The sequence below is a fragment of the Pantoea sp. sgz302252 genome, assembly GCF_047713085.1.
GTDB lineage: Bacteria > Pseudomonadota > Gammaproteobacteria > Enterobacterales > Enterobacteriaceae > Scandinavium.
On record NZ_JBLFJW010000043.1, the window covers coordinates 1 to 11,910 of the forward strand.

Genomic DNA, 11,910 nt, shown 5'->3' on the forward strand with positions numbered 1-11,910 from the left:
GTAAACCAGTTAATCCAGCGACCGATGGATGAGCGGGCGCAGCAGAGCGTTCTGGCAACATCGCTGACACGGTCACCGCGATGCAACATGAGCATTGCGGTGAGCCTGCGGGCGTAATTTTTATCGGGTGTTTTATGGATAATTTTCTGCATCTGACGTCGTTCATTTCGGGGGATGGGTGCTATGATCGGCATTGCTCAGTCCGGTTGGTGATTTTGGTTGGTTTGGCGATTGATCAGATCGCACAATCCGGGCTGAGTTCCCTTTAAGTGATCTACTATTCGGCGCAGCTATTTAGCACGAGGCTTCAGGTTTTCCCGCTTCGCGACAGACATCTTTGACGGTCCGGTCTGCCTCGACGGACCTCAGTACGGTGATGAGGGCCTTACGCATGGCGATCTCCTCAGGGGACATCATCAGTATGTCGGAAGATCTCTAAAAGTGAATGGCACGGATTGCAGGGATGCTTACAGGTAGGTAACTGCTTGATTTCATGGTGCCGATAATAGGAGTCGAACCTACGACCTTCGCATTACGAATAGGAGGATTAAAAGAAAAAGAAGATTATTCAGTGTTGATATGGATTTAACAACCATTTAAAAACAACTGGTTATATAAAATTCGAGGTCGATTCAGATTGTTATGAATAGATGTATGTTGATGCCCTGTGCTTACATATTGCTTACACAGCTATCTACGTAAGCAAACAAGCAATGACTGAAATCACCAGAGTAAAATTTACATCCAGTTTTATAGCCAAAGCCAGAGCTGATGAGGGTAAGCACCAGACCTTCTATTGGGATAGTGAAGTGCCAGGGCTTGGGCTTCGCATCACCCGTTCAGGAGTGAAAGCTTTTATCTTTCAAAGCAGGATTCATGGCAAATCACTGCGCCTAACAATTGGTAATGTGAAAATCTGGCGGCTGGATGGGCCTGCCGACTTCGAAGAAAATACGGCGCGAAAAGAAGCCAGACGTTTGCAGGCTCTCTGCGATACAGGAATCGATCCCAGGGAGGCCAAACAAGAACTACGCGAGGCGGCAGAGGAAAGGGAAAAACTTGCTGAGATTGACTCAACCACATTTCAGATGGCCTGGAATGAATACTTAACGTACCTGAAGGTGACTCGTAGTCCCAAAACGGGCAAGCCGCGTTCAGCCCGCTATATTAATGATCATCTTGTGCTTTCTTCACCAGGCGGTCTTCAAAAGACACGGGGTAAAGGTCTTACTTCTGCCGGACCTTTTGCACCACTACTTCCGCTCCATTTGAAGGAGCTCTCAGCGGCCAGAATTGCAAAATGGCTTAAGGAGCAAAGTGAAACCCGACCAAGCGTAGCCGCTCATGCCTACCGTTTGTTGAGAGCATTTATTTCGTGGCTTAGCCAAAGTATCTGGTCCAGCCTGGTAGCCAAAGATGTTTGCCAGTCAATAGAAGTGAAAGAACAACTAGCTCGGCCTACCGTTAAGGATGATTGCCTGCAGCGAGAACAGCTTTCCAACTGGTTTAGTGCCGTCCAAAAACTGACCAACAAGCCAATATCGGCCTACTTACAAATTTTACTGCTAACAGGTGCTCGCAGAGAAGAATTAGCAAATCTGAAATGGGTCGATCTGGACTTTGTCTGGAATACGATGGCTATCAAAGACAAAATTGAAAGTACAAGAACCATCCCCCTAACTCCCTATGTAGCCCTTCTCGCAGACAGCCTTCCAAGATGTAAATTGTCGGATGGGGTAACAGATAATCCTTATGTGTTTGCGAGCTCCAGAAGCGTCGATGGTCGGCTGAAGGAGCCTAGAATTGCCCACAATCGAGCATTGAATGAAGCCGGATTGCCACACATCAGTCTGCATGGATTACGCCGCTCATTCGGTACGCTTTCAGAGTGGGTCGAAGTCCCGGTGGGTATCGTTGCACAAATCATGGGACACAAACCAAGTGCACTAGCCGAAAAGCATTATCGCCGACGACCCATTGACCTGCTAAGAAAATGGCATGTTTCGATTGAAGAGTGGATACTGAATCAGGCACAAGTCTCGTCTCATGCACCAGCCTTCACCTCCGTACATTTACGATTAGTTAATGAAGCATAAGAAGAGATAGACGATGAACCTGAGAATGACCGATTTGATGTCAATTTTTCAAATTGCATCACACGAATGCAAAGATTGGCCGGCACCAAACCTCACATTAAAAGAAGATGGAATCTGGGTGGAGCGTCCGTCAGATACACCAGAAGCAATCAGGAATGCTTTAACGATTGAGGAGTTCAATGCATTGTTTGAGCACCCAACGGGTGATTACACAGTTCCCGTGCTCGCCATTCCCTGCTCCCCGGAAGAGTTTATTCATTTTATGTGCACACAAGAAATATTTGAATTTGGAGAATTTGATAAACACAAGCTTAAAAATATCGCTAAAGACAATCAGAATGTAATGATGACGAGCCTCATAAATTCATTACGCATCACCTTAGCAAATAAGATAAAAAGTCATTTCACAGGTAATCAAAGAGATGAGTCCGACAATAAAGTTAGCATAAAAACCAGACAGGAGACTCAAATAATTGCCACCCTTAAAAATCTGGGGCACATTCCGGTGAAACTCCCAAAAAACAATGGTAAGAGAGGAGTGAAAAATGAAGTATGGATGCAAATAAAAACTACATTTATAGGTAACAAAAACAGTTTTGACCGCCGTTGGAAAACGATGAGGAACGAAGGGATACTATCTGATGAATGAGAGCCACCTGGAGTTTCATATAATATTTATAGGTCATAAATTATCACATGGAGAAAACAGCGCTGCGGTTCAAAATATCAAATAGTACAGTATGAAAAAATACTCTTTCGGATTGAGGAAAATGAGTTAAGCCGGAAACCATCGAGAATATATCGAGGTCTGGCACTATCAAGATGGGCGAAAGAAGCTGTGGTTTAATACCTTGTAACCAGGATGATACCTGCTGCATTGTCATCTTTTTTTCTTCGGGCCATGTTTTATCTCTTTCCTTTCTTATTCCATTCCTGATTATTTAGTCTGAACCACAGACAGCGGACTTTTTTTATATCTGATTAATATTGGTTTCCTGAGCAAATCGGTAAATGAGTATATCCGGGCTTGTTAGCCATATAGAGAGGTGCGCATGTTGGTTGTCGGGGTTGTGTACTGACCGGGTCATTGTTGTCTGCAACGCTTTGCTGTTCCTGCTTTTTCGCAGCTGCCGTCTTTTTCGTCTGCGTTTTGTGGGTAGAAGCTGAAGGTTTTACCGGATTGCGGACTTCTGAAGAACCGTACCCAGAGCAGAACCGCTTCGACTGACTCAAGCTCCCGTCGTTGCAAGCAAAACGTCCATCCGATGTGCAATGCGCAATGCCACCCTTTGAGCCGGAACAAGGTTGCCGTCCACGCGCAGACTCAGCCTGCAGGGTAAAAAAGACACTCAACAACAGTAAGAGACTTATTTTTTTCATCACTGCATCCATGATTTTATTCCGGGGATTTATTCCCCATCAGCCATTAACTGTTTAACCAGGTGAATACGTAATAACTAGCAGGCAAAAAAATAACTTTTAAGGAAGTCACTTTGTCACCAGGAAACAGTGCTGCCATCCTGCAGATCAATCTGCTAGAGGAATCTCAGCGTTTCAATGATATGGAAAGTTTCCGGGTCATTGCCAATAATACCCTGAGTGTCAGCAACAACTGAAGCATGCCCGTTACTCATCACAGCCCAGAAACATTCCCCGCCTGCGGCGTGGAAACCGGTCTCTTTGTCACTGATACCACATACCTGCACAGCCTTCATTCCAGTCCAGTTGTTGCCGCTGAAAGACTGGACTTCCTGAGGAATGCCCTGGCCAGCCGTTGTCATCCATTTGCCATCCGTTTGCTCGAATAATGCTTCATTCGTGGCATTTTCCTCCAGACCGCCTTTGACAACATTAAAGGCAATGACGTAATCGCTGTCCTGCATGTTTTGAGGCTTATCAACGACAGCAATACAGTTTTTACCAAATCCCTCAGGGCATGGCTTCACCTTATAACGTCCGGGATAGTCAAAGCTCACTTTTAGGGTTTGGTTAACGTAATGCTTCCATCCTTTACGCGGCATCACCGCGTACTGTGACAGCCGGTTGTGATAAGACTGTTCAACACACTCAGGCGTTTTGCACAGATTTCTGGCCGTAAACCAGTCTTGCTGGGTGGTGATCAGCGCTGGCCGATCGGTCGTAGTCTTAAGGAGGCTTTTATAGGTCTCGCTTAACTGCTCGTCCAGGTCGCCCAGAGTTTCATCATTACAAATCAGTTGTTCGACGACCGTATTGGCTTTCTTACAGTCAAAACTTGCCGCCTGCGTGATAACACTGAACAGGCAAACGCAGGGTAATATCCAATATTTCATCAAGTTATTCCTTAATACCAGAACGTAGCCGGGCTATTCCCGGGAGCTACATTGCCGGACAGCGCTCAACAGAGCTTGTTCCGGGCGTAATGATTGGCCCGGCAAAATGAGGCTGTCGTCTGATGATGTTTGCATCCAGCACCGCACGCGCTCTCGCAACATATTCGCGAACGATCCCCAGTACACGTTGTTGATCTGCTGGTACATTTACCGTAATTAGCCCGACGGCATCAATCCAATAATAGCTCGCTGGCTCTGAAACTGCTGTTAGATGATTGTCACCGGGTCTGACTACATGCGCCCCGAGTAATGCCTCCCCGGCGACAAGTTTCCAAGCGCCATATCAAGATGGCCAGGGATTGTCATCCCTGCCAATAGTACAAGTATCTCAATGCATCCAATAATCAGAAGCAGTATCAGCGCAGTATGATAGTGTGCATTATAGAATATATAATTAAGTCGCCACAGCAAAAGTGCTTCCTTTAATTTGTATCAACAATGTCAATAACTACTTATTGGGCAAGCACTGCGGATAATTGTAATTGCACGATCAACCGAGGGTCACATTCCCAGCTCTCATTTCTTCTCGTCATTTCAAGATCTCTGACACTTGAATATACTGTATTAACCCCCCTGGCAACATCATTCAAATTACTTAAAGCCTGCACTGAATCTCTTTTGAAATGAATCTCAACGGGGCAATTCACGATATCTTTATCACTAGCATTGGGTTTACAGTTATCGAGCTTTTTTACGCTGACAAATGACAGACCAGCTGCTGCCATTACCTTGTATTTATCCATTTGGCTCAACCCAGAATAAATTGAGTCAAACCGAGATGAAATAGCTGAGGAGATTTGGTCTTCAGACGGCTGGCTTTTATCTTCACACCCCAATAAAAGAAGGCCTGTGGCAAACGTTGCTAAAATTAATAATTTATTCATTAGTTTTCCATTTGTAAGTTACAACGAACCACCTCGGGTTCAACATGTTCATCAAAGATGATGACGGTAAAGAATACTGAGGCAGTTATTAAATATTGAAAGGGAATAAAAAAACTGTCTTTTAAGGTTTTGCATCGGGTTGCTTAGCCGATACCTGCTCCAGCACATGAATAAGTGAATCCAGATGGCGTGCCACCTGTTCAAGGTTCGCCTGAGGCGCATTTGTATCTCCTGCAGCAGGTACTAGCTGTCGCAGCTGCTCCTCAACCGGAACCGCGCTGGCGAACGTACTGGTGATACGCCAGACGATCGTCTTCAGCTCGCTGCCGGTCATGTACTTGCCTTTCTGCCTGTCCAGCGCATCCAACTGCGCCGACAGGGCCCTGAGCTGCGCCATACCGTCATGCCAGCCTGTCAGTTCACTCGCGGGCAGCGTCCGGCCTGCCTGATATTGCTCCCAGCGATTGACCAGTGCCCGGGTTGCAGGATCATCCGGCCACAACGCCTTAGCCTGCGACACCAGCCCCTGACCGTAGCGGAGTCGCCAGCCGGGAGCCAGCGTGGTTATCCAGTTGACCTGACTGGACATGCGCGCAAGCCACATCCCGGAGTGGGTCTTGCTGCTTTCAGTCCCGCGGAAGGCTTCAATCTGCGCCGGCGTCATCGCCTCCGGTATCCAGGCGACAGATGCCTCCATTGGCTGGGTGGCTTCATCCGGGCGATGGACAACCTGCCAGCCGAAGACCGTGGCAGCGCTGAGTACCAGTGCGGTCGCCATGCCGGCTACAAAGACGGGCCAGCGTTTCGGCTGTACCGGCTGTTCTTCAGTGACCTGAATCCCCACTTCCGGCGCTTTCTGGATGACATACACCAGACGGCTGGCCGGGGCGTCTTCAGCTATGACAACATCCTCTCCGGGTACCGTGTTCCCGGCAGACTCACCCTCAGGCTGAGGAGAGTTCTCCAGACGGCTTAACGCGCTGCGTATCAGCTGCATCAGCGGATTCATCTGACAGGCATGTTCCAGTTCCTGGCGTCTGAGTATGTCCTTCATCTCCAGCAGTCGCTTTTCAGCGAGGAACAGGGCCGGAACATCTGCAGCGCCCAGCGAAAAGGTGCGAAACAGTTTTTGCACACGCTGCAGTAGGCCGTTGATTATCTCGGCCCGGGCATGTGCCGGTTGTGGCCAGAGCTGAGCCCACTGATGGCTCAGCAGTGCCGTCAGTATCGCCAGACCTTCGTTCAGGCCATTGACCCGTGCCAGATGGCTGCACGCCAGGGTATACCAGGCCCCGGTCTGCAGCTCCACCCCGTTAATTTCAAACAGGGAGAGTGACAGGTTTTCTACCTGCTTCCAGTCGACATCCGGGCGTGCCGGATGCGTCAGCTTGCTCATCTCATCGCGCAGTGCCATAAACTCAGGCAATGAACGCGGGTCGCCACCGGTTTTCACCTGGCGGGGTTGTTCGTCATGCATGTTGGGTTGTCCGTGGGCAAAAATGCGAGCCGGGCTCAAAAACAGGTACAGTGATTACTCAGGAAGCAGAGGCGCGATCATCGTAAAGAATGCCTCTTCATCAAACCTGGCAGGATTTCCGTTCTGCGTTCCGGCCGGGCACCAGGTCCAGTCATCCCGATCACCGCTGCGCATAAACAGACGGAACAGAGGCCGGATATTGCCATCTGCAGTCAGGCAGACCTCAATACAGCCGGTTACGCCCTGCCCGTACAGGAAAACAGGCGAAAACTGGATACTCCGCTGCGCGTAGTGCAAAGCAATACCCGGCACCGAAAACGCGCTTCCGCCAATCAGAAACTCAATCAGCGAGATGGCGGTGGCTTCGGTGCGTATCTCAGTACCGACAAGCCAGGTCTCCACCGATTCCTGCAGCAGGCTTATCCGCTGACGAAATGCTGCGATATCCGCTTCGGCTTTCGTGTCAAAGGCGGCGCTTCGCGGGCGTTGAGCCTGCAATTTTTTCAAAAACTGTGCTTTTGCCGACATAGTAGTTCCGCACCAGGTACAGAAAGGGAAAATTAAACCCGGGACGGCTGATCAAGGTAGTGTTGTTGCTTCATGTGGCGAATCAACACACGACCTTCAGGCATAAATTCCGTGCCATAGCGCACCAGGCCGATGCCTTTCAGCTCGGCATCAATGGCGTAGCGCAGTTCACCGGGCGTGGTCTGATCCTGGATCACCACCGTAATCTGCTTTAGCCGGGGCTCATACTTCAGCAACACGCCGGAAAGCGTGTCCATCAGGTCATGCTCGGTACCCGGCAGCCCCTGGATGATGGTGGTCATATCCGGCAGCCCATAGTCGGGCAAATGCGCCAGTGTCCCTGCCCGGCAGTTCAGAATACGCTGCATATTATCCAGCACAGACAGGATGGTCTGGTTCTGTTCACTGACCTGATGCAGGTCGAGCCCGCCCGTGAAATTGTTATAGAGCGCTTCATACAGCGACGGACGCGGGGTATCACTCATCTTTCAGCGCCTTCAGGGTCAGGCGGTTGTTACCGGCCTCAATCACCCGGGCTTTATCCGGATCGAGGTCGTCACGGCTCAGCACCACCCGCCAGGTGTTGTTCACCTGGTCTGGGGACATGAACATACCAGCCACCGCAACATACTGCGCGTTTTCATCCATCGGCATATCCACCATCACCGCCCCACCCGGCTGCAGGCGAATATCTTTCTCCGCCACCAGGTCTGCCTTGATGGCCTGGCTGTCAGTCTTAAACAGTGACGGGTAGTCCGTGGTGTCGAAGGTTTTCCTGTCCTTAAGCTGGTAGATGCGCACCACCGTGGACAACGGCACGCCGCCGGCGTTGCTGTTGACGGCCTCACGGGCCCGAATATCCAGATGCAGGGTCTTTATCTGCTTATAAAAAATCGATTTGGTCACGGCGACGGTGCCGTCCGTGACGCTCTGGGTCAGCCCACAGCCTGCGAGCATCAGTGTGATACCCGCGGCCAGTGCCACCAGGGGGAATTTACCAGCGGTACTCGCCATGTTCATCGGTCTCCCTGCGGTGAAGATTTTCCTGAACCCGCTCATAGCGGCCCAGGTTAATGGTGATTGTTTTGGGGTGTGATGCGGTCTTAGCCGCATTCAGCGGTCGCATCACGGCAGTGCGGCCCAGCTGCACGGCACCTGCTTTGGGTTTCGTGCTCATGGTCGCGTCCGGCAGCAGACTGCGGTCGACACACAGCTGTAACCGCACATCGAGGCGCGAGCCCAGATAAACATGCAGCAGCGCCATCAGGTCTGTGTGCAGCTCGCCTCCGGGCAGCCAGCCCTGCACTTCTTCCGGATTAGTGGACGTCAGACGCATCAACACCTGACTGTTCACATCGGTGGCATAGTTGCCCATCACCGGACGACTGGTCAGGGTGACGGGCTGACTGACGCTCATGGCCAGCGGCTTTTTCAGGGGCACGCGGCGCTTGTCGTGGTGCCAGATTTTTGCCTCAGTGTCAGGTGCCAGTAGACGCACCAGGGAAGCCAGACCTTCTGCCGTTCGTCCCGGCAGCAGCATCACCGGCAGCAGTGCGAGGAAACGTGACGCAGGGGCGGCGATACTGTCCGTACAGCCGTCGATGCCAAGTCCTGCAAGACCCAGCAGATACTGCGAAATGTTGTCCTTACCGCCCGCTTCGAAGCTTGCCGGGTAAGAGTATTTGCGCCAGATGCGGTAATACTGGGCAATCAGCCGGTGGTTGAAGATATCGAGAAAATCCGCCGTGGCTTCATAGCCTTCGCGGCGCTGGGTGATGTCATCGATATAATGCGTCGGCAGCGGAGACTCCACGCCATAGAGCCCCATAAAGGTGATGCGCACCGTCGGCGGCAGATGGGGATGCTCTGGCGACTCAATCCCTTTGATTTCAGACGCCGGGAAGCCCATACCCGGATGCGGCCGGAAGCGCACCGGCTCATGACGCACCTGCCAGCTGCTGCCGATAACCGGTTTACCCGGCTGGCTCTGCTCCAGTACCTGACAGAAGCGATAAAAGTTCATGTACGGCAGGTACTGCCGTAGCCGCTCCATCAGCCGGGCAGGCGTGGACTGTGATTCTCTTTCCACCGGATGCATTTTCCTTCTGGCTGTACGATGAGGGTGAGCTGGTTGAACTGGTTCATGTCGGCATACAGCGCAAAGAACCGGTTGAGCATTTCACCGAACAGGTGAATATCTCCCTCACCGGTGAAGCCGTTGCTGTCAAGAGTCACTTCGATATCCAGCCCCCGCAGCAGATAGCCCTGTTCAAAGCGCTGCAGGCGGTGGTGCTCCACCTGCTGAATCGCCTCCAGACGGCGGGTGTTCAGTTCATCTTCCTGCCAGTTATAGAGTGCCAGTGTCCCGCGCAGCACTTCAGCAGTGCTCATCATGTTCAGGAACCCGGAGCCGAGGTGGCTCAGTACCCGCCAGTGAAAGCGGTCTTCCGCAGGCGGGTAAACCGGCAGCGTGGGTTTGCAGAGGTTTTTCACCGTCAGCGGCGTCTGTACCACCTGCTCACAGCGGTCAAGCAGCGTGCTCTGCAGTGCCCGGCGCGGTAACTGGCCGTTGGTGCCGGTGATTTGCAGTGATACGGCCTCACGCTCAAACAACCGATCATCTTCCCACTGGTGACCACCGAGGATAAGCCAGGTGTCATACAATCCGGTGATGCCCCGCTTAACGCGGGTGTGGTAATACCGTGGCGGGGCGTGATGGCGCATCATCCCGCCCTTGTGGCGGAAGCTGCTGAACGGCACGTATTCGGCATCACTGGTGCGGTTTGAACCGGTGACCGAATCCACGGCATAAATCTCGGTGTGTCCGTCCTGCAGTCGTTTAGGGCGCAGCAGGTACTCACTTTCAAGCCCGGTGATGGTGAGCGGGTCCGCTTCCAGGGTGAACAGATTAATCACCGGCACACAGTGCAGACGAACCGCGTCATCGGTGACCGGCAGGTCTGACGGCCACGGCGTGCTGAACACGACTTCGATGTCGAAATACTCTGCCCCGGCAGGCGGCGTAATACCGTCCAGGCCGTTGAGATGGGCGAACATAAACTTATTGCGGAAGGTGAAGTACTCCAGCAGCAGCTGGTAGCCGCTGAAGGCGGTATCGCCTTTCGGCCACAGCCCGTCTTCCTCTGCAAATCCTCCCGGCGAGAAGTACCCGTCAAGGCGAATGCGGTCGGTCTGCCCGGGCAGGCGCATATACAGGGCAGCTTGACGTTTAGTCAGCATCAGGTGCAACTGGCTGCTGACAGGCGCATCCGCCCCGAGATAGAGACTCAGGTGACTGAGGTCAGCATGAGACCAGTCCGCCTGAGTGCTGCAGGCAAAGCGCATCCGTAGCAGCGAGCGACCATCAGGCTCGGTGGTCATGGTCACCCCTGAAATGTTCAGCGGGTTGAGCATCACATCGCGGGTGGTACGATAACGGCAGACCGTGTTTTTAGGTCCCACCGGGCGGGAATACACTTCCAGTCCCGCGGGCATCACTTCCGCCATCTTCACCGCCTGAAGCGCAGGCGTGAATGCCACCACCGAGAGTGACGGGATGGTACGCAGGTAGTGTGGCCAGAGCATGCTGACCAGCCCTTCGGTCAGTTCCGGCAGGTCGTCATCAATCTTCTCCCGCAGCCGCCCCATCGAAAAAGCAAAGCCTTCAAACAGACGTTCAACATAAGGATCGGGTGTCCCGGCCTTATCGAGGTCAAGCATGGCGGCCCGGTCCGGATGGGTCTGGGCAAATTCTTTGGCGGCTTCACGGAGGTAGCGCATTTCCGCGTCGTAATAACGCAGGGTTAAATCTTCCATTTATTCCTCATGATGAAGCTTCAATGCAGGTGGTGTTATGGCTGGAGTATCAATATCAACGAGAGGGCTTTTATCCTGTATCCAGCACTCAAAAATGTTCCCAAACTTTACTCCCTGCCAGATGTCTTCAATTTCGTTAATCGAGAAAGCAAAAACGAAGAAGATGGAAACCACATAAATTATTAAAAAAATAAAAAACTGAGCTTCCTGTTTCGTTTGCAATAGAGCATGTAATGTGCTCAGGCCTGTATAGGCCAGTGCTGCAATAGAAAATATGCTGAATAATATTATCGAGGCGTAAAACCAGCTAACTGTTTTTTTGTCGACATAAAACTCCCCTGTAAGACATCGTCCGATAAACGGATTTTTCAGGAATCCGTTTAAACGAATGTCGCGAGAGCCAATATTCTCCTGTGCCATACATGAAATTAGTTGATGGCAATGCCAGACAGGAAGATAAATGCCCATTTGCTCATATAAAAACTTCATCTGAACAGCTATGGAGGGTTTTGATTCGGCAGAGTTTTTATTTTCAGCTATTGCCAAGTTTTTTATCTTTTCCAGGATATCAACTTTAGTTTCACAAGGAATTTTATCAAACCGAAATTTCTTTGTAGGTCGCGGGCTTACGAAAGTTTTCAATGCCCAGTCGAGTATCATTTTTACAACATATCCAATAATCGCAGCTACGACTAATTTCAGCACGCCAATATTTGCAAGTGAATCCATTATCCTCT

The 11,910-nt window shown here is 51.1% G+C and carries 13 protein-coding genes; 2 read left to right on the plus strand and 11 right to left on the minus strand.

What is annotated here, in order from left to right:
• Positions 1-194, minus strand: a 194-nt coding sequence (locus tag ACLW56_RS22775) for a helix-turn-helix domain-containing protein (RefSeq protein WP_330985949.1), incomplete at its 3' end; no start/stop codon positions are given.
• A gap of 519 nt (positions 195-713) precedes the next feature.
• On the opposite strand from ACLW56_RS22775, the gene ACLW56_RS22780 reads away from it, so the two are divergent.
• Entirely contained in the window at positions 714-2,096 is a 1,383-nt protein-coding gene (locus ACLW56_RS22780) for an integrase family protein (RefSeq protein ID WP_330985950.1), read from the plus strand.
• A gap of 25 nt (positions 2,097-2,121) precedes the next feature.
• Entirely contained in the window at positions 2,122-2,745 is a 624-nt protein-coding gene (locus tag ACLW56_RS22785) for a hypothetical protein (protein ID WP_330985951.1), read from the plus strand.
• A 332-nt stretch (positions 2,746-3,077) separates the two neighbouring features.
• Here the strand turns inward: ACLW56_RS22785 and ACLW56_RS22790 are convergent, their stop codons facing one another.
• The 10 genes from ACLW56_RS22790 to ACLW56_RS22835 all read right to left on the minus strand — a co-directional run bounded on the left by ACLW56_RS22790 (position 3,078) and on the right by ACLW56_RS22835 (position 11,902).
• On the minus strand, positions 3,078-3,488 hold the full coding sequence (locus ACLW56_RS22790; protein WP_415378080.1) for a hypothetical protein: 411 nt from the start codon (positions 3,486-3,488) through the stop codon (positions 3,078-3,080).
• A gap of 143 nt (positions 3,489-3,631) precedes the next feature.
• Positions 3,632-4,408 (minus strand): hypothetical protein, encoded by a 777-nt coding sequence (locus ACLW56_RS22795; protein WP_330985952.1) that lies wholly within the window; start codon positions 4,406-4,408, stop codon positions 3,632-3,634.
• A 512-nt stretch (positions 4,409-4,920) separates the two neighbouring features.
• Positions 4,921-5,352, minus strand: a complete 432-nt coding sequence (locus tag ACLW56_RS22800) for a hypothetical protein (protein ID WP_330985953.1) — start codon at positions 5,350-5,352, stop codon at positions 4,921-4,923.
• Positions 5,353-5,473: 121 nt separating this feature from the next.
• Positions 5,474-6,829, minus strand: coding sequence for a VasL domain-containing protein (locus ACLW56_RS22805; protein ID WP_330985954.1), 1,356 nt, complete (start codon positions 6,827-6,829; stop codon positions 5,474-5,476).
• A gap of 54 nt (positions 6,830-6,883) precedes the next feature.
• The gene (locus ACLW56_RS22810) at positions 6,884-7,357 is read right to left on the minus strand and encodes a hypothetical protein (protein ID WP_330985955.1); all 474 of its coding nucleotides are present in this window, start codon (positions 7,355-7,357) and stop codon (positions 6,884-6,886) included.
• Between the two features lie 32 nt (positions 7,358-7,389).
• Positions 7,390-7,842, minus strand: a complete 453-nt coding sequence (gene tssE, locus ACLW56_RS22815) for a type VI secretion system baseplate subunit TssE (protein ID WP_330985956.1) — start codon at positions 7,840-7,842, stop codon at positions 7,390-7,392.
• Positions 7,835-8,371, minus strand: coding sequence for a type VI secretion system lipoprotein TssJ (gene tssJ / locus ACLW56_RS22820; RefSeq protein ID WP_330985957.1), 537 nt, complete (start codon positions 8,369-8,371; stop codon positions 7,835-7,837). Before tssJ ends, tssE begins: the two co-directional genes overlap by 8 nt.
• Positions 8,352-9,455 carry a type VI secretion system baseplate subunit TssG gene (gene tssG / locus ACLW56_RS22825; protein ID WP_330985958.1) on the minus strand — a complete coding sequence of 368 codons (1,104 nt, stop codon included), beginning with the start codon at positions 9,453-9,455 and terminating at the stop codon, positions 8,352-8,354. Before tssG ends, tssJ begins: the two co-directional genes overlap by 20 nt.
• Positions 9,410-11,173, minus strand: a complete 1,764-nt coding sequence (tssF, locus tag ACLW56_RS22830; RefSeq protein ID WP_330985959.1) for a type VI secretion system baseplate subunit TssF — start codon at positions 11,171-11,173, stop codon at positions 9,410-9,412. Before tssF ends, tssG begins: the two co-directional genes overlap by 46 nt.
• The gene (locus ACLW56_RS22835; RefSeq protein WP_330985960.1) at positions 11,174-11,902 is read right to left on the minus strand and encodes a hypothetical protein; all 729 of its coding nucleotides are present in this window, start codon (positions 11,900-11,902) and stop codon (positions 11,174-11,176) included.
• Positions 11,903-11,910: the final 8 nt, after the last annotated feature.